Source organism: Streptomyces sp. NPDC036984, assembly GCF_055607665.1.
Map to the genome: position 1 here is coordinate 58,922 of NZ_JBVJRL010000025.1, position 24,019 is coordinate 82,940.

Genomic DNA, 24,019 nt, shown 5'->3' on the forward strand with positions numbered 1-24,019 from the left:
CGCGGCTGTGCGCCGCGCCCCCGCCTGCCCGGTGAGGAGGCCGGATTGAGCATGGAAAACGCCAGGGGAGTGCTGCTGCTCAGCCATGTCGGGTTCTCGTTCATGGAGGACCTGGTCGGCGCGGTCACGGCGCGGGGGCTGAAGACCTATGTGCTCAGCTCGCTGCCGGAGCCGGCGTACCAGGGATCAAGGCCCGGGGAGCTGGCCGGCCTCGCCGACGACGTCCGGGTGACCGCCGGCCATGTGCTGACTCCGGGCGACGTCGAGGACTACCTCGACCGTCTTCAGGCCGAGGGCGTGGCGGTGCAGTGCTGTCTCACCGTCTGGGAGGCCTACCGGCACCTGATGGCGCTGGCCAACGCCCGTCTGGGAGTGCCGGACCTGGAGGACAAGCAGGTCCTTCAGCTGCGCGACAAGCTGACACTGCGCAACCGCCTCGCCGACGCCGGCCTCAGCCGGGGCCGGGCGGTGGCGCTCACCCCCCAGACGCTCGCCGAACGCCACAGCGCGCCCGGCCGCTACTTCGTGAAGCCGGTCAGCGGCATCGCCTCGTTCGGCACGTTCCCCCTCACCCCCGAGGTGACCTGGGCCGACCTGGAACGCATCGCCGCCCAGGCCCGCCGCGACACGGTCTACGCCGACGCCTTCACCACCGGCCCGTATCCCGCCGGTCCCGCGCAACCTGAGACGTACCCGGATCCGGACACCAGCGCGGACCAGGAGGGCTGCGCGGATGACGGCGGGGGCGTGGGGGTGGATTTCCTCATCGAGGACTACGTACCCGGGCGGGAGTTCAGCTTCGAGGTGATCGCCGTCGACGGCGAGCCGCATGTGGTGGCCGTGCACGAGAAGTGCGAGGTGACCGAGGCGGCGAGCACCGTGCTGGAGAACGCCTGCGTCAGCCCGCCCACGAGCCTTGCGCAGGAAGAGATCGCCGCCGGGATCCGCTGGGTGGCCGGCGTTGTGGACCTCCTCGGTCTCGGCTGGGGCTGCTTCCACATCGAGGCCCGGCACGCCCCGTCCGGCTGGGATCTCATCGAGGTCAACCCCCGCGTCGGCGGCAGCCTGATCTCGCCCAGCGTGGCGGCGCTGACCGGCGGTCCCGGCCTGCTCGACCTCTGGCTGGACTGTCTGCTCACCGCCCGCCGCCCGGCATCGTTTTGCGAGCGGCTCAAAGGCCTGTCGTTCGCCGCGGACGGCACCACCGCCAGCCGCAACGCGACGTTCTTCCGCGTCTTCTTCGCCGCCCCCGGCACGATCGGCGCGGTGACGCTGAACGATGACCTCCCGCTGCGGCCGGCCCTCTCACACGTCCTGCTCAAGCCCGGCGACGTCGTGGAACCCACCGCGCGAGAGGTGTTCCTCGGCCAAGTGCTGTGGCGCATGGACCGAGCCGGCCGCGATGCGGTCCTGCCCGAGCTGCTGCCCGCCTCCCGGCGAGCGATCGAGATCGTGTACGAGACGGAGCGCGGATGAACCGGCCGATCCTCCTCATCGTCGACTACAACCTGAGCCGGATCGACGAGGTCCGCCACCTGGGTGACCACGCCCGCGAACGCCACGGCGCGACGGTGGTCCTGATCCGCGCCCATCCCACCGAGAGCGACCACGCCATCGCCGACGAGGTGATCGACCTCGATCCGCTGCGCGACGACTTCGCGCAGATGGGCGAGAAACTGCTCGGCGACCGAGGCGAGCGCATCCGGGCGGGCATCGTCTTCTCCGACAACGCCGTGCGCAGCGGGGCGGAGCTGCTCGAGCGCCTGGGCGTGTGCACCGACTCGCCGCACCTGGCCGAGGGCGCGTTCTCCAAGTACCGCTACCGGCTCCAGGAAGGGCGCGTGGCCGACCTGCTGGCGGCGCAACGCATCATGGTGCCCGCCTTCGCCGAGATCGCCTCGCTCGACCAGCTGAGCGACTTCGCGTACAACCATCCCGGCGGCTTCGTCGTCAAGCCCGCGGCCGAGGGCAACAACAGGGGCGTGGTCGTGGTCCGTCCCGGCGACGACCTGACGGCGGCGTTCGCCGAGGTGCTGCCCTATCTGGAGGGCGGGGTCATCTGCGAGGAGCTGATCCCCTACCGCCGCGAGTACTCCTTCGACGGGCTGGGCCCGCTGGAGTTCCTCACCGAGAAGATCAGCGCCCGCGGCCGGTACCCCGTCGAGATCGCGCAGGTGCTGCCCGCCCAGGTGCACGAGCACGAGCGCGCGACGCTCCAGCGTGCGGGACGGCTGGCGAACTGGCTGGTCGGCCAGTTGGACGGACCGTTCCACAACGAGATCAAGCTCAGCGACGACGGGCTGAGCGCCGCGATCGTGGAGCCCAACCGGCGGCCGGCCGGGATGAAGATCTGGTCGCTGGCCCGCTGGGTCTACGGCATCGACCTGCACCACCGCTGGATCGACGCGGCCTTCGGCACGGCGGCCGGCGCGCAGCGGCTGGTTCCCGGCTGCTCGGCGGCGACGGTGATGCTCGGCGTCGGCAGCGACCGCGCGTTCTGCCCGGACGACGTCGCACCCGGCGCGGACCCGTTCGCCGACGCCGTGCGGGCCACCGCCGAACGGCTGGGACTGAGTGACGCGGAGCTGGCCGTCACGGAGTTCTCCTGGCTGTCGCCCGAGCGCCGCGACCTGCATGCCGTCGCCCGCGACAACGCGGACTTCGCGGCGCAGGGCTGCGTCGTCCTGCGTGGCGAGCGCGCCGACATCCGCACCGTCGTCCACGCCCTGCGCCAGGCCTGGCCGCACGCCCTGGACCGCGCCCTCGCCCTGCCCGCTCCCGTCAGGAAGGCCCGATGAAGATTCTCATCCTGCACCGCGTGCCCTACTTCAAGATCGAATACCATCGGGGGATCTGCCACGACCGGCACGAGGTCACCTATTTCGGAACCGACCAGGCGCTGGCCACCCTGCCGCCCGACCTGCGCTGTGAACGTGTGAGCCGTCCGGGCACGCGCTCGGCCTTCGAGGAGGCCCGCACCTGGCTGGCGCAGCGACCCCGCGCCTTCGACCGCGTCATCTCGATGTCGGAGTACGAGCTGCTCGACGCCGCCCGGCTGCGCGAACACCTGGGCGTCGCGGGCGCACCCATGGACCAGGTCGCGCTCTCCCGCGACAAGGTCCTGATGAAGCAGGCGGTCCAGGAGGCCGGCCTGAGGGTGCCGCGCTTCCTGCCGGCGCCGCGCTTCCTCCGGCTCGACGGCCAGGTGCCCTGGCACGGACCCACCGTCCTCAAGCCGCACCGCGGCGCCTCCAGCGAGGACGTGCTCGTGTTCGACACCCCCCGCCAGGCCGCCGCAGCGATCACCGAGGGCCGCACCGGCGTCGCCCGCCTCGACGCCGGCAGCCATCTTGAGGACTTCCAGGTCGAGGAGTTCCTGTCCGGACCCGTCAGGCATTTCGACGGCTTGGTGCAGGACGGCGAGATCCTGGTCCTCAGCGCGAGCCAATATGTGGGCACGTGCCTGACGTACGCGCAGGGCCGGCCGATGGGATCGTTCCAGATCCCCGTGACCGACCAGACGCGAGCATGGGTCTCGCGCGCCCTGGCCGCCGTGCGCATCGAGGACGGCAGCTTCCACCTCGAAGCGATCGTCCACGAAGGGGAGCTGGTCTTCCTCGAGGTCGGCAACCGGGTCGGGGGAGCCGACGTGGTGGCGACCGTCGAACTGGCCACCGGCGTCCACCTGCCCTCGTACGAGCTGCGCGTCCTGCTCGGCGAGCCCGTCGCCGGGACACTGCCCCAGCCGCCCGCCGGCCGGCGCCTGTACGGCTGGTTCGTCCACCCCGGCCACCACCTGGCCGGCCGGGCGTTCCAGGGCCTGCAGGGAACCGCGGCTTTCCGGACCAGTCCGCGCGTACTCGCCTGGCACGAACTGCCCCACGGCGCGCCGCTGCCCGACCACATCACCTACCAGGCAGGCGAGACGGTCCTCGCCGGGATCGTCACGGGCGACACCCCCGAGGAGACCCGGGACTTCATCGTCGACCTGTTCGACTCCCTCTCGGTGCACACCCGCGCGGCCGCCCCCCTCACTTCGGAACAGGTCCCGGCATGAAGAAACAGCACATCCTGCTCGCAGTGGCCATCACCGCCATCTGGGGCCTGAACTTCTCGATCATCAAGATCGGGCTCAAGAGCGTCGACCCCTTCATCCTGGCCGGAATCAGGTTCGCGCTCTGCGCGCTGCCCGCGGTGTTCTTCCTCAAGCGGCCCCAGGTGCCCTGGCGGTACACCGTCGGCTACGGGCTGGTGTTCGGCGTCGGGCTGTGGGGCGTGGTCAACCTGGGCATCAAGGCCGGGCTGTCGTCCGGAATCGCCTCGCTGCTGCTTCAGTTCAGCGCTTTCCTGACGATCCTGCTCGGAGCCGTGGTGTTCCGCGAGTCGCTGTCGCGGTTCCAGTACCTGGGAATCGCGGTCGCACTGGCCGGCCTGTTCTCCATCACGTTCGTCACCGACGGCACGGTGACCATCGCCGGCGTCACCCTGGTGCTGTTCGGCGCCATCGCGTGGAGCGTGGCCAACGTGATCCTGAAGAAGGCCGCGCCCAAGGAGACGCTGGCGTTCATGGTGTGGTCCAGCCTGTTCTCACCGATCCCGCTGTTCCTGCTGGATCTGGCCGTGAACGGCACCACGGGCTACACCGAGCTGGAGCACCAGATCGGATGGGCGGCCGTCCTGTCCATCCTCTTCCAGGCCTACCCCAACACCGTGCTGGGCTACGCCGTATGGAATTGGCTGCTGCGCGAGTACCCGGTGTCGACCGTCGCGCCGCTGTCCCTGCTCGTTCCGGTCTTCGGCGTGCTGAGCTCGGTGCTGATCTTCGACGAGCCGCTGCCGCCGCTCAAGCTGTTGGCGGGAGCTCTGATCGTCACCGGTCTGGTCATCGGCCTGTACGGCAGGCGGCTGGCCGAGGCCCCGTCCGCAGCCCGGCTCCTGTCGGCGAGTCGCACCCGATGACCGCCCTCGACGATCTCGCGGACCGGTACGTCGATGAGCTGGCAGAACTGGATCCGTGTCTGGCCGCGGTGATGGGCATCGCCGGGCAGGAGGAGCGGCTCACCGACTTCAGCCCGCAGGCGGCGCAGGCACGGACGGAGCTGGCGCGTCGCACGCTGAAGGCGGTCGACGACACACCCGTGGCGGGGCAGGCCGAACGGGTCGCGGTGGCGGTGCTGCGTGAGCGGCTCGCCACCGAGGTGGCGCTGGCCGACGCCGACGCCTACGGCACGCTGCTGGACACCCTTGACGGGCCCATCCAGCGGGTACGGCACGCGGTGGGGCTGCTGGACCAGGGCGCCCAGACCGCGTGGGAGGCGTTGCTGGCGCGGCTGCGGGCCGTTCCGGCGACGCTGGCGGGGCTGCGCGAGAGCCTGGCCGCCGCGCGTCGCGGCGGCCGCGTCGCGCCCTACCGCCAGGTGGCCCGCAACGCCCGGGAGTGCCGGGACATGCGGCAGTACCTGGCGGGGCTGCCCGCCGGGCACGGCGACGGCGTGCTGCGCGGCGCCCTGGAGGAGGCCGCGGCGGCGGCGAACGAGGCGCTGACAGGGTTCGCGGCGTACCTGTCGCAGGAGCTCGCGCCGGATGCACCCACGCTGGACGGGCTGGGAAGGGACCGCTACCAGCTGGGGGTACGGGAGTTTCTGGGCACCCGGCTGGATCTGGAGGAGACCTACGCCTGGGGCTGGGACGAACTGGCCCGCCTTCGGCGGGAGATGGCGAAGGCGGCGGCGCAGATCGCGCCCGGCGAACCGGTGCCGGCGGTGCTGACCGCGCTCGACAGCCACCCGCGCCACCAGGTGACGGGCGCCGAGGCGTTCCGCGACTTCATCCAGGAACTCGCCGACGGCGCCATCGCCGACCTCGACGGCCGGCACTTCGCGATCCCCCGGCCGCTGCGGCGGATCGACTGCCGCATCGCCCCCGCCGACGGGCCCGCCTACTATCTGGCGCCCAGCGAGGACCTGTCGCGTCCCGGGACGCTGTGGTGGCCGCTGACCGACACCGGCGCGCCGATCCCGACGTGGACGGTGCCGAGCACGATGTTCCACGAAGGCGTCCCGGGCCATCACCTCCAGCTGGGCGTGACGACCCTCGACACCGCCACCCTCAACCGCTTCCAGCGGCTGTCGTGCGAACTGCACCCGGGGCACTGCGAAGGGTGGGCCCTGTACGCCGAGCGGCTGATGGACGAACTGGGGTACTTCGCCGACCCGGAGCACCGGCTGGGGTTGCTGGCCGGGCAGCAGCTGCGCGCCGCGCGCATCGTGCTCGACATCGGGCTGCACCTGCGGCTGCCGATCCCCGCAGGCACCGCCTTCCACGAGCGGGAGCGGTGGACTCCCCGACTGGGCCGCGAGTTCCTCGCCGAACACCTGGGGCTGGGCCCGCCGGCCTTCGTCGCCTTCGAGATCGACCGGTATCTGGGGCGCCCCGGGCAGGCCCTGGCCTACAAGTTGGGGGAGAGGGTGTGGCTGGAGGCGCGGGAAACGGCCCGCCGCCGCCACGGCGCCGCGTTCGACCTCAAGCAGTTCCACCGACACGCCCTGGAGATGGGGCCGATGGGCCTGGACCTGCTGCGCACCGAACTGACCCGCCGGCCCCCGCTGCCTGCCCCTGAGCACCCGGAAACCCCCTCGGACGACTGAGGAGAAGCCGGCGTCATCAATTCAGTACCCCACTATGCCGCCGAATGTTTCGGATAACCGCCTTGACGGGCCCGAAAAGAGCACTTTTACTTTCGGCGGCGCACCTCGAAAAAATGACTGCGATGCACCGCCGCTGTCTTCACCCGGCGATACGCAAACCACTCTGTGAAATGCAATGGAGGAGTGCTCGTGTCTCTTTCGCGTCGTAAAATCCTGGCCGGCTCCGGTATCGCGGCTTCCGCGCTGGCCCTGGGATCCGCGGCAAACGGAAACGCCGCTGCCACACCCCACGCCGCATCCCAGCCCTTCGTGCCGAGCGACTGGAAGTCCGTCCGCGCACAGTTCCGGCTCGCGCCCGACCTCGCACACCTGTCGAATTTCTTCTTCGCCTCGAACCCGACTCCCGTCCGCGAAGCGATCGCGAAATACCGGAAGGCGTTCGACGAAAACCCCTACAGTTTCCTCGAGGACAACATGTTCGGCCGCGACGAGGACATGCTGTGGCGCACCGTGTGCGCCGCCGCCGCCGAATACGTCGGCGGGCAGCCGAACGAGATCGCCCTCACCAGCAGCACCACCATGGGCCTTGCCCTCATCTACAACGGCCTGCGCCTGAAGCCCGGCCAGGAGATCCTCACGACCACGCACGAGTTCTACCCGCACCACGAATCCATGCGTCTGGCCGCCGACAAGTGGGGCGCGAGCGTGCGCAAGATCCCGCTCTACGAATCGTCGCTGAACTTCTCCGTGGACCAGGCCATAGCCCGGATACGCGCCGCCGTACGCCCACACACCCGGGTCCTCGGCATCACCTGGGTCCACTCCGGCACCGGCGTGCGGCTGCCGATCGCCAAGATCGCGGCCGCCGTCGCGGAAGTGAACCGCCATCGCGACGAAGCCGATCGCCTCCTGCTGGTGGTGGACGGAGTCCATGGCTTCGGCGTCGTCGACGAGGACGTCGCGAAGATGGGCTGCGACTTCTTCTCCGCCGGTACGCACAAGTGGATCCTCGGACCGCACGGGACCGGCATCATCTGGGCGAAGCCGGAGAACTGGGCGCTTCTTCAGCCGACGATTCCCAGCCTGATGGCCAGCGAGACGACCGATGCCTGGCGGCAGGGCCGCCCGCCGGCCGGCCCGACCCAGGCCGCGTGGGTCAGCCCGGGAGGCTTCTTCGCCTACGAACACCAGTGGGCCACAACCGAAGCGTTCCGCTTCCACCGGCAGATCGGACGTACCCGGGTCCAGAACCGGATCGCCGAGCTGAACAGCCAGATCAAGGAGGGTCTGGCGCGCATGAAACACGTCACGCTGCACACGCCGCTCGATCCCGAACTGTCCGCAGGCATCGTCTGCTTCGACGTACAGGGCTACAAGCCGCAGGACGTGGTGCAGATCCTCCGCGACAACCGGGTCATCGCCAGCAGCACCCCGTACGCGGTCTCGCACGTGCGCCTGTCGGCCGGCATCGTCAATTTCCCCAAGGACATCGACAGGGCCCTGAAGGTCATACGCTCCCTCACCTGACCGCCCGCAATTCACCGCCGCCCCGAGAGTCCGCAAATACTACCGACAGCAACCCAAGGCGCCGGCCTGCACGTTCCCCACCCCGCCCCTCGGTCGGGGTGGGGTGAACCCCGGCCCCCTCGGTCGGGGTGGGGTGAACCCCGGCCCCCTCGGTCGGGGTGGGGCGAACACCAGCCGCCGTGCCCCCGTCCGGCCCGCATCCCGGCACACCCCGACCCGGGGGGCCGGGGGCACCACAACGGATCAGGCCGCCCTCCCGGCGGCCCTTCGGGTCCGCAAGAGAACCGCCGGGTCTCCACGGGAACCGCCGGGTCTCCACGGGCCCCTGCCGTCTCCGCGCGGCCCCGGTCCGTGCTCGCCGGAACCCGGCCGGCGCGATCACGGTGCGCAAGAGGAATCCCGGCAGGCAGAGGAGGAACCACCATGGATGTCATGACGGCGGTCCTGACCCGCCGCAGCGACCACCATCTTGTCGAACCCGCTCCGAGCGACGAGGAGTTCGCCTACCTGCTGCGAGCGGCTGCCACCGCGCCCGACCACGGCGGGCTCCGACCATGGCGATGGATCCTGGTCCGCGACGACGGCCGCGTCGCCCTGGGACGCTGCTTCGCCCAGGAGCGCGCGCAGCCCGAGCCCCGAAGGGCATGCAGGCAGGCCACGCCCTACAGAGCACCGCTCCTTGCCGCGCTGGTGTTCTCACCCGTCGCGAACGACACCGGTCGCGCCGACTGCGTCCCCGAGTGGGAACAACTCGCCGCCACCAGTGCCATGGCCGGCTCCTTGACGCTGCTCCTGCACGCCCGCGGCTTCGGCAGTGCCTGGCGCATCGACGGTCTCACCGAGTCCGAGCGGATCGGCCGTCTGCTGGGTCTGCGTCACCAGGAACGCCTGCTGGGCTGCCTGTACATCGGCACCCCGCAGCGGCCGGAGCCGTCGAGACGGCGGGTGCCCGAGGACGTCACCGACCGGATCTCCGTCTTCGCTCCCGAACCGACGAGCTCGTAAGGCTGCGCGAGCGGTGATCGCCATCATGGAGACATGACCAACCCGAACCTGACCACCGGCAGTATCTGGCGGCTCCACCACGGCGACCAGGAGATTGCCCGGCTCAGGGTGACCGGCGCCGACATGCCCTGGACTCACGCCGACTCCCTGCGCCGGCACCTGACAGGACGGACCGGATCGACGCCCAGCGCGTACCGCGCGGCGTTCACCCGGCGCTCACGTTTCCCCGCCGTCGAGCTTCGCCCTGACGTGCTGTATGTCGCGGACGGCAACGAAGCACTGCTGCCGCCCGAGACCGGGACTTGCCTGACCGCAACCCGCAGCTGGGCCCTGGAACGACTGCACAAACCACTCACCATCCGGCCTGGGCGAGCACGAAAATGATCACATGGGGCGGAAGGCGGACAGCACGTCGTCGCGGCTGCTGGAGCCGGCGGCATGGCAAGGGCGCCGAGCGTCCGGCCTCCGCTGAGGCGGGAAAGACGCCGGTAGGCTGGTCTGTTGTGGATGCGTGGGCAGGAAACGAAATGGTTGCCGTCCCGTCGGGACGGGTGACCCTGTCGGACCGGCGGACGCAGAGCAGTTGGCCGGTGGAGGTTGCGCCGTTCCAGATGTCGGCGTTCCCGGTCACACAGGCGTGGTACGCACAGGTGACCGGTCAGCGGCCGAGTAGCGCCCGAGGCGACCGGCTGCCCGTTGAGGGCGTCTCCTGGTGGGATGCAGTCCGGTTCTGCAACGCGTTGTCCCAGCGCGAGGGGCTGACGCCCGCATATCGCCTCCCTACCGACGCCGAGGAACCCGAATGGGAGACCTCCGCAGACGGGTACCGGCTGCCGACCGAGGCCGAATGGGAGCACGCCTGTCGTGCGGACACCACCGGCCCGCGATACGGTCGGCTCGATGAAGTCGCCTGGTACCAGGGCAACTCGGGTGGCCGGATCCACCCTGTCGGCGGCAAGCAACCCAATGCCTGGGGCCTGTACGACATGCTGGGCAACGTGTGGGACTGGTGCTGGGACGTTTACGACGCCGAGGTGTACGGCTCCTACCGGGTGCTCCGTGGCGGCGGATGGGCCGACGAGCACTGGAGTTGCAGGGCATCGGTGCGACGGCGCAGTCATCCGACCTTCCGGATCGACGACGTGGGATTCCGCATCGCACGCTCCACGCCGCTGCCTCGGCCTTGACACCCTCATTCGGTGGGTGGGGACTTGGTGAGTTCCTGCTGGGACGACGGTCCGATCAGGGCGGACTTACGCTCACGGGGTGTCTGACCCGGTGGAGGGCCGGTTGCCAGGCGGAGCGGTCCGGCTTTTCCTCGCTCTTCGTCAGCGACTCTCTGATCAGCCCGCGCATCGAGGCGCTGACCATGCCGGCGCGCCCGCTCCTTCTACGGCGATGCCATCCGATTCGATGACATCCCGCCCATGACCGAGCCGTACCAAGCCGGTGGCCCGCCGATCTGGCTGGGCTGCGCCACCCCAGCAGCGTTCGCCCCCGTTGTGCCCGAGCGCTGATCACCCCCGCCGTCGCGCGCTGCTCGATCGCCACCGGTGCAGTGGGATTCGAACCGACCTGAGCCGTGGATCGGACAACAGGCGACCGGTGACCACGGGGCTTCATCTGATGAGGTGAGGTGAGGCAGGGGCAGGGGGTGCGGACCCGGTGTCATCTCCTCAGGTGGGTGATCACTGAGCGCATCGCGTGGCGCAGGGCCGGGCCAGTCTCTTCGGGCGCGTCGAGGGTCTCGAAGCCGTGATGGCCGTTGGGGACGTCGACCAGTTCCAGTCGCGCCGCACATTCGCCGGCCGCGGTGACGAACGCATCGACGGTGGCGGTGATCGCGGGTACCTCCAGCCCGGCGCGCAGGAGGACGATGGGCAGAGTGCCCGCGTGGGTGACGGCCCGGGCCGGGTGGAACCGGCTGTCGGCCAGCCCCCAGTTGGGCAGCGGCGCCAGGATGGGGTAGGAGGCGGCCAGGCAGCGCAGCCAGGCCGGGGGCTTGGCCAGCCAGTCCGTGGTGAGCAGGCCGCCGCCGGAGAAGAACCACAGGGCGACCCGGTCAGCGTCCACCCGGGGATCGGCCCGCACCAGTTCCACCGCGGCGGTGACGTCTGCGGCGGCGCGTTCGTAGTCGGCGATGTCGTGCAGGTGGTGGTCGAGGGTCGCGCCGACCATGCCCTCGGCGGCTGCCAGGCGGGCGTATCCCACCAGGGTCGGCCAGTCGCGGGGGGTGGGCCGGGCCCCGGCGGGCACCGGGCCGCCGTGCACGAAGACCACGGCCGGCCGCGGCTCTTCGGCGTCGGGGACGTACAGGTCGACATGTCCCTTGCGGTCTCGGGGCAGCTCGGGTACGTCCAGCGGAAAGGGGCGCAGATGGGCGGGAGGTGCGCCGACGCCGACCGGTCGCAGACGGTGCCCCTCGCCGGCCGCCGCGCGCAGCAGGACGTCCGCCAGTTCGGCGGGGCAGGACAGCATCGGCCAGTGCCCGGTGGGCAGCTCGAAAAAGCTGACGTGAGGTTCGGCCAGAACCGCGAGCGCAGGGTCACCGAAGTCGACGAGTCGTTGCACCAAGTCGATACCGGCGCCGTTTCGGGTGCACAGCACGCCGGTGGCCGGCACCGCGGTCACCGCCCCGGTCAGCAGCAGCGGCTGCAACAGGGTGCCCAGCGGCTGCGGCACGGCGAGGGCGGTCAACCGGTCCAGGACCGCGTCGCAGACACCGGCGGTACTGCCCCAGCGCTCCCACTCGTCACGAGTCGGCGGCGCCAGTTCACCCTCTTGCCCACTGTACTGACCCCGCTCGGCCAGCTGCGTGCGCAGCGCCTGGTCCGGAACGGCGGCCAGCGCCGGAACACCATTCTGCGGCATCACACAGTCCACATACACGATGCGGGCGATGCGCTGTGCCCGCCGGTCGGCGGCTGCGAGTGCGGGATGGATGCCGTAATCGTGACCGACAACGACGATCTCCCGGTCGGCGTCCACCGCGTCGATCGCCGCGATCACGTCCTCGATGTGCGTCTCCAGGTCGACGCGGGCCGACGGGGCGGGCCTGGCCGCATCGACTCCCGTCAGCGCCACCGCGTGCACCTCAGTGCCCGCCACGGCCAACCGCGCGGCCGTCTCCTGCCAGACATGGGTGCCGGTGAACACACCCGCCACCATGATGAACACCGTCATGGACCCCTCCTCCGAGTACGCATGACGCCGCGCCGCTCGCGTACGCCATGGTCCGCCGGACCGGGGCGTACGCCCGGTCCGCGCACCGGTACCGTAGGAACTCCCCCGGAGGGAGGTTCAACTGTCCACGTCACCTGAGCAGTTCTGGAGCATCGGCGAGCTCGCAGAGCGCGCGGGTGCCACCGTGAAGACCGTCCGCTTCTATTCCGACCGGGGTCTGCTGCCCGAGTCCGCCCGCAGCGGCGGCGGGCACCGTCGCTACGGCCCCCAGGCGCTGGAGCGTTTGAGGCTGATCCGCTCCCTGCGCGCACTCGACCTGTCGCTGGCCGAGGTGCGACGGGTCGTCGAGGACGGAGATGTGGCGGGCCACGTACTGGAGGACGCCGTCGCGAGCCGCCTGCACGAGCTGTGCAGTGAGGTGAAGGCCATGCGCTGGCGGGAGGCGGCGCTGCGGCTGGTGGGGGAGTGCCCGCCCGCGGAGCGGGCCGAACGGCTGCGGCTGCTCGGTGCGCTGAGCACCCCGCCGAGCACGGCACCGCTGGCCCGTTTCTGGCGCGCCTGGCTGCCGCCGCGGATGCCTGCCCGGGCGACGACGGCGTTCCTGGAGGTGGCCGTTCCCCAACCGCCCGACGAGCCGCACCCAACCCAGGTACTCGCCTTCGCCCAGCTGCACGCGATGACGACAGCTCCCTGCCCAGGCGGCCGGCAGCCCCAGCCGACGGTGCACCAAGTGGCTGGGGCCCGCGGGGCAGCCGTGCTGTACGCGGGCCTCGCCGAGGCGTACGAGCTCGCGGCTCTGCAACTGCGCCGAGCACGAGACCCGTACCCGGGTGAGGCACTGGACGCCTATGTCGCGGCGTACGCGAGCGCGTACGGCAGTCGGGACTCCCGGGAGTTCCGCCGCTTGCTGGCCGCGCGGCTCGCGGCCGAGCCGCGTCTGGACCGGTACTGGGAGCTGACGGCCGTGGTGCTCACGCCGCCGGCCGGCCGGCCGGAGCCGACCCCGGGCTCTGCGGACGACTGGCTGCGCGTGGCACTGGAGCGGGACAACGCGAAGGCGGCGTAAACACCTGCTCTGTTCCGACGGTCTGTCCGCCGTCGTACCGATCGAGGGGCCGCGGCCATGCCCTTCCGCCACGCTTCATCAGCGGCCCCCGGGGCCGGCATCGTCCCGCGGGTTGTCGGCTCGGTGATCACAGTCACCGCGACCGCCTCCGCACAGGCCCGGTACCGGAGACGTTCTCGCGATCGCTGCTAGGAGGTGACCGACTGCCTCGGGCCGCTGCCGGTTCAGGCCATGCGCGGCTTCGGACCCCCAGGCCGCGCCCTGTGCTACTGCAGCATCCACGGCTGCTCGCCGCCACCTCACCACCCTCTGAACGACGTGATTCCCGGTACTGCGGATACGGGGGCGCCCACCGAGGCTCATCGGCACGCACGCGCCGCCGGCACCGCGCTGTTCGCCTTCACCGGGTTCATCCATCATGCCGTCCGCGTATCCTGCTGGCCGCCCGCAAGATCCGCGCAGTGCCGTCGCTGCGGGGGTGAGACGGCAAGACTGGGGGAGGGGCACGTGAAACCGGTGGAGGCGACAGATCCGGCTGCTGTCGGGGGATACCCGATCTTGGCACGCCTGGGCGCCGGAGGCATGGGCCAGGTCTATCTGTCCCGTACGACGGCCGGACGGCCGCTCGCGTTGAAGACCGTTCGCCCGGATCTGGCCGAGGCACCCGACTTCGAGGCACGGTTCGCCCGGGAAGTCCGCAACAGCGACCTCGTCCGGTCGCCGTTCACCGTCTCCGTCATCGACTTCAGTCCGCCCGGCCACCGCCCGCAGTGGCTTGCGACCGAGTACGTCCCGGCGCCGTCGCTGGCCGACTGGGTCGTGGCACACGGGCCGCTTCCGCCGGTCACCCTGTGTGCGCTGGCCGGCGAACTGGCTGCTGCTGTCACGGCTGTGCACGCCTGCTCGCTGGCGCACCGGGACATCAAGCCGTCCAACATCCTCATGGGCCGCGAACGGCCCATGCTCATCGACTTCGGTATCGCCCGGGCAGCCGACGACTCACGGCACACCCGCAGCGGCGGCGTCATCGGCTCTCCGGGCTACCTGGCCCCCGAGCAGGTCTCCCGGGGCATCGTGACCGAGGCCGGTGACGTTTTCTCTCTCGGCTGTGTCCTCGTGTTCGCGGCGACCGGACGCAGCCCGTTCCAGCATCCGGGCGAGGAGGTCTCGGCGGCCTCGCTGCTGTACCGCATCGTGCACGAGCAGGCTCAAATCGAGGGCCTGCCACCGGAGCTGTTGCCCGTCGTGAGACGCTGCCTGGCCAAGCAGCCCGAGCAGCGACCTATCAGCAGGGAACTGACCGACCTGCTGCCCCGCCGATCCGGCTCGACCTGGAAACAGACCCTCCCACCCGGCCTCGGCGACGAACTCGCGGCCCGCGAGGCGGAAGTGGCGCGCCTGATCACGGCACCCACGGTCACGGCACCCACCGTCGCGGCGCCCACCGTCATGACGGCTCCAGCACCGCCCGCCCGGACCGCCACCCCGGCACCCGCCGGCGGAACGGCCCCGCCACCTCCGGCCGAGGCCGGCCCTGTAGGCGTTCTCGGGCCCCCGCCCTCCTCCGGCGCAAGGCCGAGCGGCCCCACTGGCATATCGCCGGCCGCCACCGGTACCACGCAGTCCACGACATCCACATCGCGCACCTGGTGGATCGCTGCCGCGGCTGCGGCGGCCGTCACCGTGACCATCGTCGCGTTGTTGCACCCGTTCGACGGACGCGACGATCGGGCGGGAACGGACACGAAGGACGGCGGGCGCCCCACGCCGTCCACCTCGGCGACCGTACCGACGCTCCCACGAAAGTGGACGGGAGTCTGGACCGGCACCGGGCCGGGCAACCCTCGCGCCGATGGACGACTCGCGCCCCGCACCACTTCGTTCAAGGTCACGCTGACCCTGCACACCGCCGCCGTCGGAGAACTCGCCGGCAAGCAGGTCAGCAACGTCACCGAGGCCGGCACTCAACGCGAGGTGGGCTGCACCGAAGCCCTCGAACTGCGGGGCGTACGCGGAGCCACCGTCACTCTCCAGGCGGTCACAAGCCACCCCACCGACCGCTCAGCCTCCCTGCTGACCTGCGAGAAGGGGCACGTGTACGTCGTGGAGCTGTCGGACGACGACACGATCGCCCTCGGCGAGGAGGGCGCCCAGTCAGCAGGCGCTCCCTCCCGCCTTCACCGTGGCCCAGGCACCTGATGACGACCTCACCGTCCGGGCCGAACGCGTCACACCGACGTCGGGCGCTTGGGTGAGATCCTGGGCGTCCGGATCATCTCCCGCTTCGGCGTCGACGTCGGGGTCGGTATCGGGCGACTCCGCCGAAGCCCTCGCTGTGACCGTCGAGCTTGCCGGGCTGGTGGTAGCTGCTCCCGCTCGCGAGGCGGTCCGGGTCTTCCGAGTTCTTCTCGAGGCAGCAGTCGACGTCGCCAAGCTCTATGACCCATCCCGTCACCGGAGACATCGAGCCGATCGTGCCGGGTGAAGAACCGATACCCGTCGTCCACCTCGAACCACGGGGTGCCGGCGTACCCGCGCAGATTGGCGTGCAGCGCGGCGCCTCGCGCCAGGTGACCGCGGGCCCGGCCCGGCCCGCCACCGTGATCGTCTGCGATCGGGTTCACCTTCGCGCGGACCCCCATGCCCCGCTCCAGACGAACTTCCCGGGGCGAACCTCCACGCGGTACTGGACTTCGTGCACAGCCCGGCGGGCTTCCAGCCAGCAACCGTACAAGGTGGCCTCGCGCTGGCTGGCCCGCCCGCTCATGATCCGGTCCCGCGTGTCGTCCATCCGGGCGGTGGTCAGGTTCGCCGCCCACTCGACGTACTCCTTCAGGGCGTAGCCCTCCTCGCGGGCCACGGCCTCCAGGGCTTCCCGGTACCGGGGGAGGATGTTGCCGATGCGCTCCATACGCACCCGCCACCGGAAGAGGGTCCCGTCGCTCATGCGGTCGACGGTCCAGCCGTCATCGTCGGCCCAGCGGTTGCCGTGGTCGGCCCCGCGCTTGAACAGTGCCATGCGTGTTCCTTCCTCGGCGGCAGCGGGCTGCCGCCGTCACTTCCGCCGGTGGCCAGGGCTTGCCGCTCCTTGACGTGCCGTTGCGTTCCCGCAGCCGGGGCGGTCGCCCGGGCTGCGACGCTGCGTGGGCGACTTCACGGCGTCGGCGCGCGTCGACAGCGCCTACGCCGAGCTCGCCGCCTGGGCGGTGTTGTAGACGGCCTGTTCCTCGGCGCCGAAGTGGGTGGAACTCATGTTGGGGCCCTGAACCCAACCGAGGATGCCGATGATCTGGGCGGGGTCGTCGTAGCGGGAGAAGACCCCGACCTGGACGCCCGCACCGGTGCTGGGGTCGAAGTTCTGCAGCAGGGCGCCGCCGCTGCAGCCGGGCGACTGGGCGCCGGCCATCACGTCGTTGTAGTAGACGGGGTCGTTCCGGGTGGTGCCCCGGGTGACCATGAGGCTGCGGCCGTCGAAAGTCCGCTGAAGGGTGGCGGGCACGTTACCGGGGCGGTAGTAGTTGCGTTCGTTGATGGTCGGGTAGCCGAAGACGTGGCCGGTCTGGTTCTGCGGCCGGTCGAAGGCGACCTCCTGACCTCCGGTGACCTCAGCGATCGGGCGCGGGTCGTCGGGGTTGGCCACCAGAACCGCGGCCATGTCACGCCCCAGCAGCCAGTCGGCGCTCTGGCTCCAGGTGCTGGTGATCCACTGGCGGGTCACCCCCCAGACCCCGTACGGGGCGATGTCCTTGCCCGGGAGCCGAGTGCTGGAGGAGTCGCGGGGCAGGTTCGCTCCGTCGAACCCCGGTACGAAGACCATGTTGGTCGCGACGACGTTCCCGAAGCCCACATCGAGCGGGGTGTGGATGCGCAGGCAGTGCGCGGCGGTCAGCACGACGCTGCGGTTGGCGCTGCTCACCACGTTGCCGGAGCACGAGGACGTCGAGACGGCACCGGTGTCCACGTCCGTGTACTCCATGAAGATCTTGCCGGCGGTCCGCGAGATGCGCCCGTGCTCCCGCGGCCACGGCCTGCTGAGGTCGTCCCAGCCTCCGGGCGGCGCGGTCGCGTCCACGTCTTCGTTGTCGAGGCCGGCGTCGGCCATCTTCCCGAGGGTCCAGTACTCCACCTCGGACCTGAGCCTGTGCTGGTAGTCGGGACCGGCCGGGACCAGCGGGCGGAGCTCGAAGGCGGGGACACCGGCTCGTGCCTGGGGTGCCGCGGTCAGCAGCGCGGCTGTCAACGCGAGCAGGCCGAGTACGGTGGTGATGACACGTCTCGACGGCATGCGGGTGAGCAATGCTTTCCCCTCCTCGGGGGTGGTCGGTGGAGACGGCTGCGCCGGGACGGCCGGCGCCGGCCTCTTCCCCCTCGCAGCGGTGCGGTTCCGTGCCGGTGGCCGGCCTCACGGGTTGGTGGTCACCTCGAAGCCCGCGCCGAAAACGCCGGCGGGTGCGGCGGCGTCCCGGGCGCGCAAGTCGGCCAGGATGTTGGCCGAGCTGGTGTACTCGAACGGAGGCAGGGACAAAGTGATCGCTTTGGTGATCCCGGCCCAGGGGCCCTCGGCCTTGAAGCCGTTGTCCTGGGAGGGAAGCTCGCTTCCCGGCACGTGCCAGACGGCCGGTCCGCCCGAATCACCCGTCAGGTTCGCGGCTGCCGACCGGTAGATGCCCCCGGTGTTGTCCATGATGGTTCCGAACCACACACCTGTCTGGCCCGACACGATGAGTTCGTTGTCTTCGGTGGCGAGCAGCCGCTCGGTGTCGAGCGCGGGGTGCGGGGCGTTCGGACTGGCGGTTCCGCCGGGGACCCGCACCTCGCCGGTCTGCTTCAGGTAAGGGCCCTGCGAGGAGAGCGTCACCTGCGGGACCAGCTCGATGATCATGTAGTCCTTGGTCATGTGACCCGTCTGCGCGCCCTCGGGGTCCTTGAAGTAGCGCACGTGTCCGATCGGGCCGAAATCGGTGTCCGCCCGGTCGTAGACGGGCGCGACGTCGTCGTGGATCTCGCGGTCCGCGTAGGTGCCGTCGGGGTCGCTGAGGCAGTGGCCGGCCGAGATGGCGATGTGGTGCCCGTACCTGTCGGTGCCCACCGCGCCGATCGTGCAGAAGGTGAACGGCGACGACGGACTGAAGAGGATCTGCATCCCGTTGTGGACGCGCTTGCCCGTCTCGGCCCGGGCGGCGCCGGCTCCCGCGGTCCAGAGGACTGTGAGGCTCAGCACCAGAACGCACAGTCGTCTGATCATCATGTGCCAACCCTGTCTGTCGGAGAGCGAGGGGTCAGGAGGACGCGAACGCCGCCTCGAGGCGCGGGACGAAGTCGACGAGGTCCTGTGCCCAGCAGCCGCTGGTGTGGCTGCCGTCGCAGTCGTCGCCCCAGCCTGACCCGTCCCCGTAGTCCACGTAGCGGGAACGGTGTCCGAGTCGGTCCAGACGCTCCTTGGCGTGCTGGGACGCCGACTGGACCCAGAATTCCGGCTCGGCGGGGTCGCCCTGCCCGTTTCCGGTGTAGAGCGTGACGCCCGTACCGGCCCGGGCCAGGACGTCCATGTGCGCCACCGGATCCGCCTCGTTCCAGCGCCAGTCGGCGCCGAAGACCGGATACGGCGTGCCGAAGACGGCGTCGCTGGACACCGCAGGCCCGAAGTCCAGACTGCACGTGGGGTTCGAGCTGCCGCAGAGCGGGGCTCCGATGTTCGTGAGCGTGGCGACGACGGCCGCGCGCATGACGGCGTGCTGCATGGAGAGTTCGTTGGCGCCGGAGAGCGAAGCGACGTGACTGAACAGGCCGGGGTGTCTCTGGGCGTAGTGCAGCGCGCCGAAACCTCCCATCGAGAGGCCGGCTACGGCCCGCGCTCTCCTGGCGGTGTCCGTGCGGAGATTGGCGTCGATGAACGGGATCACCTGAGTGATGTGGAAGTTCTCCCAGTTCTGGGCACCGGCGGCGGTGCTCTGGTCGAGCCAGTTGGTGTACCAGCCCCTGCGCCCCCCGTCCGGGATGACGGTGATCATCGACTGGGCCGCGGTGAGGGCCGGGTAGGCCGTGTTCGGGTTGCCCGGATCGTCGGATGCGCCGTGCAGGAAATACAGCACGGGGTAGCGCTTTTCGGGGCGGTCGGCGTAGTCGGTGGGCAGCAGGATCCGGATGCGGTGCTCACCGTCGACCTCGGGCGTGGTCACGGTGACTACGAAGTTGGTGGCGGAGCCGGTGGTGGTGCCGACCTGGGTCAGACCGAAGCCGTCGGTCATCTCCGGCGGGCGCGCATCCCAGGCCTCGGCGCGCGCGGACGGTGTGCCGGGAAGCAGGAGGGCCGCCGCCAGGGCGAGGGCTGCGGCCATCGCACGCTTGTACCGGGCGGGCAGAGCTGATCTCATCGGTTGTCCTCGAGGTGGGCTGGACGCCTTGGGACGGGACGGGTGGTCAGCCGGTCACGGAGCATCTCATCGCATCACTCGACGTGACGCCATACGTACGAGTGGCGCAGTCGGGCCACTGGCGCGAGTGCGCCAACCGTGCAGTAGTCTCCGGGGGCCGGGCTGACCGGCTCCGGTACGGCGAGGGGGGAGTCGTGCACGACGTGTTCGACCCGGACTCCGACCACGGACGGGTCTACCAGTTCCTGGTCAGTCACCCGCACGCGTCCGCCTCGCGGTTGGCGGCCAGGACGGGACTGAGTGAGACGGCCGTCCGGGCGGTGCTGGAGGAACTCGCCGCCGAAGACATCGTCGTGACGACGGATTCCGGCGGCGCGCAGAACTCTTGGGAAGCGGTGCCACCCACTCAGGTCGTCGAGGCGCTGCTGCAGCGCGACGACGCCGTGCGAACCGCGCTGCGTCGGACCGGTACGGAGCTGGAACGGCTCTACCGCTCCGCCAGGAGGGACGCAGGTCACTACGGGGCGCTGGAAGTCGTCGAGGACGCCGCACGCGTCCTGGCGGTCAGCCGGCAACTCCAGCAGTCGGCGCGCCATCAGATCCGCGTCATCGACGTCCCACCGTACTCCGGCACGTCCGACCACTACCTCGCGCAGGAGGCGCTGCAGCGCGAGCGCATGGCCGCCGGAGTCGTCTACCGCGCCATCTACCACGGCTCCGCCTTCGACGACCCCATCGCATGGCCCAACATGGCGCGCATGATCGAAGCCGGGGAACAGGCGCGCACCCTGGACGATCCGCCCATGAAGCTGGCGATCGGCGACAGCGCTCTGGCGGTGGTCACCCTGGCCGCCGACGACCGCTCCGGAGTCGTCTCTCTCCTGATACGTCCCTCCGGTCTGTTCGAGGCGCTGTCCAACATCTTCGAGTCCCTGTGGAGACTCGCCGTTCCGGTATCGGCAGCGGGTATCGGTACGCAGCTCGACGCCCGGGACCGCCAGATCCTCACTCTCATGGCCAGCGGCGCCACCGACGACGCGATCGCCAGACACCTGGGCCTGGGCCGCCGCACCGTCGTGCGCCGCGTCTCCGCCCTCCTGGACAGCCTGGGCGCCACCACCCGTTTCCAGGCGGGGGTCCAGGCAGCACGGCGCGGCTGGCTCTGAACCCCGGGGCTCCGAGCCGGTCTCTTCGTCCTGCCTCGCGTCCAGGTCGGCATAGAACAGGCGGTGGTGCGGCCTAGCGCACGGCTACGGCATTCCGTCGCCGAGCAGCGCCGGGTTCTCCACGGCGGCAAGTCGGTACAGCGCGGTGCCGACGCCTGCATTTATCCGAGAACCAGGTCGCTGTGTTCCTCAGAAGCCGGTGCCGGATACGGCCCTGACGCGTCATCGGACCCGGACTCTTTGTCATGGTCATCAAGGCCCTCTGTCAGCATGCCCGTACTTGATCCATTCTGTGCTCAAGCGGCGTTCTGAACGAAGCGGTCCGAGTGAGTGACCGCAACGCACACGCAATACGGGGACCCATATGCGTTTTACCCGCGTCCGGAAGACGTTGTTCACCGGAGCTGCCACCGTGACTCTCGCGCTCGGCTGCTCGCTGTTGATGGCGCCGAGCGCTTCGGCTGTCGGTTCGTCCGCAAGTACGAAGAACATCAAGGACCAGACCTGGTACGTCACCAACCAGTTCCGCTCCGTCATGCAGGACGGACCTTGCGCCGGAACCTCCCCCCGCCTCGCCCCCATCCAGCTGGGCGGTGAGGCAGGAACGGTGGCACTGGGTCCCGTGGGGATGTCTTCACGAGGGGGATTCTCATGGCACGGCGGACACTGGCAGTCTCCTCTCTCGGCCTGGTGGTACTGCTGGGGAGCGCGGCCTGCGGCAACGCTCAGGGTTTGTCCGACGCTCGTCCCGCCGCATGCCGAACGTCCCAGCTGGGCTGGAAGATGACCCGTGTGCCCGGTCAGCAGCAGAACACGCCGGCGGCCATGCTCAGCGCCGAGAACAGGGGATCGAAGTCCTGCGCCTTCGACGGTTACCCGGACATCGATGTGTACATCGGCAAGGGGCCGTCGGCCGGCGGTAGGTCGAAGAGCGGGGCCGCGCCGGTCCACTCGGAGCTGAACCCGGGCCACACCGTCGAGTTCCCGCTCTTCTACGACGCGACGGCCGCCCCGGGCGACGGTTGCGAGGTCTCGGCCGAGTACGACCCCAGCATCACCGTGGTGCCTCCGCACACCAAGGACGGTTCCTTCGTGAAGATGACGGATGCGAAGGGGCGTCATGTGCGGGCGCAGGTGTGCGGCATCGACATCGAGCTGGGTTCGCCGCAACTGCGATGAGGACCATGTGCTTGCGGCCGGGGCTGTCATGGCCGCAGTGACGCTGTCGGGTCGTCCAGCCGCAGCCGGCACTGCCCTCTTCTCGGAGCTGTTCCAGTCGTTCCGTGAGGAAGCTCCACGTCCTCCAGAACTCTTCGAGGTACTCCCGGCCGCGAGCGTTGAGAGAGTGCACCATGCGCCGCGGCCCCTTCTCGGAGGGACCTTCTCGGCGGCCGAACCGCCTGAGCGCCCAACCCATTGCGCGGCGGTGGCGGCCCCTCCAGCATGGGCGGGATGGGTGCTGCGGGGGAGTGCCTGCCGGGGAGGGTGGATGGCGAGGGAAGTCGACCTCGGGGCGGAGACAGGCGTCTTCGGTGCGTCCGGCGGGAAACGCGGGGGTTCGGCGGCGGTCGCGATCGGGCCGTTGGAGGGAACCGGCCTGGTCGTGAGCCGCAGACCGGGGACCACCCTGTTCTCGGTGCTCATCAGCACCGTGGGGGAAAGCCGGCACGGCATGCCGCCCGCCTGGGCCCACGACGTCCGGCAGGCCGTTCCACGCGCGGAGGCCGATCTGCTGGCGGCGCTGCTCCGAGCCGGCCGGTCCTGGCTGCCGGACGCCCTGAGCCTGAGTGGGACATTGGCCGAGAGTGCGGGCCCTGTCACCGTCGCCGACGAACTGGATCTGATCCGGCCGGACGCGCTCGCTCAGGAGGTCTTCACCCGGTTCGGGGAGGCGGTACCTGGGCCGTGGCGGCTCGTCACGGACCGGCCGGACGCCGTGGTGGACGTGTACCGGCGGCTCGCACTGTCCGCGTGGCGTGCCTTCGAGCCCCTATGGCGACGTGCCGCTCCCCTGCTGGAGCGGGAGGAGGAGCGGATCGGCCGCGCTGTCGTAACGCGCACGCTGGAGCCCGTGTTCAACACGCTCGGGTCGCCCGTGCGGTACGGGGACGGTCTGCTGCGGCTGCCGCACGACTGTCCGCTGGGCGCTTCGTCGGCGGGGCGGCCCCTGGTGCTCGTGCCGCTGGCTTCCGGCTACCGGGCGACCGCCTACAGCGCTGAGGGTGACGGGCTGATCTGGATCGGCTATCCGTTGCCGGGGCTCGCTCACCTGACGGAGACGCGTCCGCCCCACCCGCGGGAGAGGGACAGGTTGGTGCTTGTGCTGGGCGCCACTCGGGCGGCTCTGCTGTTGCACGCCCGCCTGCGTCCGTCGGTGAGCGACGCAGCGAACCGGCTGCGGATCGCGGTCAGCACGGTCACGTACCACTGCGACGCACTGGAAGGGGCCGGCCTGCTCCGGCGGAACCGGTACGGGCGTGAGGTGCGCCTTGTCCTGACCGACGACGGCCGCAGACTGCTCGACCTGCTCGCGTAGCCGGTGTCCCGGCCGCGCCCCGGCCGGGGGCCTTACACGCAAGGCCGCCGGCGGGGCAGTGTGGGTGGTGCCGGGCTACGGCGTGGAGATCTCGAGCCGATCGGCGACGCTCAGTTTCCCGACGTCCCCGCCACCGGCCATGGTGGTCCAGGCGCCGTTGACGCCCTGCTTGACGTAATACGAGCCGTCGAGAATGGCGCCGATCCAGTTGCCTTCCAGGACGAAGTCACTGGCCCGCCCGTCTGGGTTCAGCGTCGCCCATGACGCGTCGCGGCCGTCCTTGGCGAAGACCACGCCCGCGCCGTTGGAGAACGCGAACCTGTTCCCCTCGATGGCGATCTTCTTCACGTCCCCGCCACCGGCCATGGTGGTCCAGGCGCCGTTGACGCCCTGCTTGACGTAATACGAGCCGTCGAGAACGGCGCCGATCCAGTTGCCTTCCAGGACGAAGTCACTGGCCCGCCCGTCTGGGTTCAGCGTCGCCCATGACGCGTCGCGGCCGTCCTTGGCGAAGA

Annotated in this window: 20 protein-coding genes; 14 read left to right on the forward strand and 6 right to left on the reverse strand. The window is 70.4% G+C overall.

The genetic code is table 11. The features are described 5' to 3' along the window. Positions 1-51 precede the first annotated feature (51 nt). The 9 genes from ACZ7DL_RS32600 to ACZ7DL_RS32640 all read left to right on the forward strand — a co-directional run bounded on the left by ACZ7DL_RS32600 (position 52) and on the right by ACZ7DL_RS32640 (position 10,366). A complete protein-coding gene (locus ACZ7DL_RS32600; RefSeq protein WP_470779735.1) occupies positions 52-1,476 on the forward strand; it encodes an ATP-grasp domain-containing protein in 1,425 nt (474 codons plus the stop codon). Further along, positions 1,473-2,798 carry an ATP-grasp domain-containing protein gene (locus ACZ7DL_RS32605; protein WP_470779737.1) on the forward strand — a complete coding sequence of 442 codons (1,326 nt, stop codon included), beginning with the start codon at positions 1,473-1,475 and terminating at the stop codon, positions 2,796-2,798. The genes ACZ7DL_RS32600 and ACZ7DL_RS32605 overlap by 4 nt, the downstream gene beginning before the upstream one ends. Continuing rightward, positions 2,795-4,057, forward strand: a complete 1,263-nt coding sequence (locus tag ACZ7DL_RS32610; protein ID WP_470779738.1) for an ATP-grasp domain-containing protein — start codon at positions 2,795-2,797, stop codon at positions 4,055-4,057. Before ACZ7DL_RS32605 ends, ACZ7DL_RS32610 begins: the two co-directional genes overlap by 4 nt. Next, complete coding sequence (locus tag ACZ7DL_RS32615; RefSeq protein WP_470779740.1) at positions 4,054-4,959, forward strand: EamA family transporter; 906 nt, start codon at positions 4,054-4,056, stop codon at positions 4,957-4,959. The genes ACZ7DL_RS32610 and ACZ7DL_RS32615 overlap by 4 nt, the downstream gene beginning before the upstream one ends. Beyond that, positions 4,956-6,647 carry a DUF885 domain-containing protein gene (locus ACZ7DL_RS32620; protein WP_470779742.1) on the forward strand — a complete coding sequence of 564 codons (1,692 nt, stop codon included), beginning with the start codon at positions 4,956-4,958 and terminating at the stop codon, positions 6,645-6,647. The genes ACZ7DL_RS32615 and ACZ7DL_RS32620 overlap by 4 nt, the downstream gene beginning before the upstream one ends. A gap of 189 nt (positions 6,648-6,836) precedes the next feature. After that, on the forward strand, positions 6,837-8,174 hold the full coding sequence (locus tag ACZ7DL_RS32625; RefSeq protein ID WP_470779744.1) for an aminotransferase class V-fold PLP-dependent enzyme: 1,338 nt from the start codon (positions 6,837-6,839) through the stop codon (positions 8,172-8,174). Between the two features lie 423 nt (positions 8,175-8,597). Then, a complete protein-coding gene (locus ACZ7DL_RS32630) occupies positions 8,598-9,179 on the forward strand; it encodes a nitroreductase family protein (protein WP_470779746.1) in 582 nt (193 codons plus the stop codon). A gap of 33 nt (positions 9,180-9,212) precedes the next feature. Then, entirely contained in the window at positions 9,213-9,563 is a 351-nt protein-coding gene (locus tag ACZ7DL_RS32635) for a hypothetical protein (RefSeq protein ID WP_470779748.1), read from the forward strand. A gap of 143 nt (positions 9,564-9,706) precedes the next feature. Further along, positions 9,707-10,366, forward strand: a complete 660-nt coding sequence (locus tag ACZ7DL_RS32640; RefSeq protein WP_470779810.1) for a formylglycine-generating enzyme family protein — start codon at positions 9,707-9,709, stop codon at positions 10,364-10,366. A 481-nt stretch (positions 10,367-10,847) separates the two neighbouring features. Here the strand turns inward: ACZ7DL_RS32640 and ACZ7DL_RS32645 are convergent, their stop codons facing one another. Continuing rightward, positions 10,848-12,362, reverse strand: a complete 1,515-nt coding sequence (locus tag ACZ7DL_RS32645; protein ID WP_470779750.1) for an alpha/beta hydrolase family protein — start codon at positions 12,360-12,362, stop codon at positions 10,848-10,850. 121 nt (positions 12,363-12,483) lie between these two features. Between ACZ7DL_RS32645 and ACZ7DL_RS32650 the strand changes: the two genes are divergently transcribed. Both ACZ7DL_RS32650 and ACZ7DL_RS32655 read left to right on the forward strand, forming a co-directional pair. After that, on the forward strand, positions 12,484-13,428 hold the full coding sequence (locus ACZ7DL_RS32650; RefSeq protein ID WP_470779811.1) for a helix-turn-helix domain-containing protein: 945 nt from the start codon (positions 12,484-12,486) through the stop codon (positions 13,426-13,428). 558 nt (positions 13,429-13,986) lie between these two features. Then, entirely contained in the window at positions 13,987-15,627 is a 1,641-nt protein-coding gene (locus tag ACZ7DL_RS32655; protein WP_470779752.1) for a serine/threonine-protein kinase, read from the forward strand. 421 nt (positions 15,628-16,048) lie between these two features. Here the strand turns inward: ACZ7DL_RS32655 and ACZ7DL_RS32660 are convergent, their stop codons facing one another. From ACZ7DL_RS32660 to ACZ7DL_RS32675, 4 genes are all read right to left on the reverse strand, one after another. Beyond that, positions 16,049-16,447 (reverse strand): hypothetical protein, encoded by a 399-nt coding sequence (locus tag ACZ7DL_RS32660; RefSeq protein WP_470779754.1) that lies wholly within the window; start codon positions 16,445-16,447, stop codon positions 16,049-16,051. 162 nt (positions 16,448-16,609) lie between these two features. Beyond that, positions 16,610-17,713, reverse strand: a complete 1,104-nt coding sequence (locus ACZ7DL_RS32665) for a trypsin-like serine peptidase (protein WP_470779756.1) — start codon at positions 17,711-17,713, stop codon at positions 16,610-16,612. A gap of 117 nt (positions 17,714-17,830) precedes the next feature. Beyond that, on the reverse strand, positions 17,831-18,676 hold the full coding sequence (locus ACZ7DL_RS32670; protein ID WP_470779758.1) for a chymotrypsin family serine protease: 846 nt from the start codon (positions 18,674-18,676) through the stop codon (positions 17,831-17,833). A gap of 31 nt (positions 18,677-18,707) precedes the next feature. Then, on the reverse strand, positions 18,708-19,802 hold the full coding sequence (locus ACZ7DL_RS32675) for an alpha/beta hydrolase (protein ID WP_470779760.1): 1,095 nt from the start codon (positions 19,800-19,802) through the stop codon (positions 18,708-18,710). Between the two features lie 194 nt (positions 19,803-19,996). Between ACZ7DL_RS32675 and ACZ7DL_RS32680 the strand changes: the two genes are divergently transcribed. From ACZ7DL_RS32680 to ACZ7DL_RS32690, 3 genes are all read left to right on the forward strand, one after another. Continuing rightward, entirely contained in the window at positions 19,997-20,968 is a 972-nt protein-coding gene (locus tag ACZ7DL_RS32680) for a helix-turn-helix transcriptional regulator (protein WP_470779762.1), read from the forward strand. Between the two features lie 651 nt (positions 20,969-21,619). After that, positions 21,620-22,147 (forward strand): DUF4232 domain-containing protein, encoded by a 528-nt coding sequence (locus ACZ7DL_RS32685; protein WP_470779764.1) that lies wholly within the window; start codon positions 21,620-21,622, stop codon positions 22,145-22,147. Between the two features lie 310 nt (positions 22,148-22,457). Then, positions 22,458-23,504 carry a hypothetical protein gene (locus ACZ7DL_RS32690; protein ID WP_470779766.1) on the forward strand — a complete coding sequence of 349 codons (1,047 nt, stop codon included), beginning with the start codon at positions 22,458-22,460 and terminating at the stop codon, positions 23,502-23,504. Positions 23,505-23,579: 75 nt separating this feature from the next. Here the strand turns inward: ACZ7DL_RS32690 and ACZ7DL_RS32695 are convergent. After that, on the reverse strand, positions 23,580-24,019 hold a 440-nt coding region (locus ACZ7DL_RS32695), incomplete at its 5' end, for a hypothetical protein (RefSeq protein ID WP_470779768.1).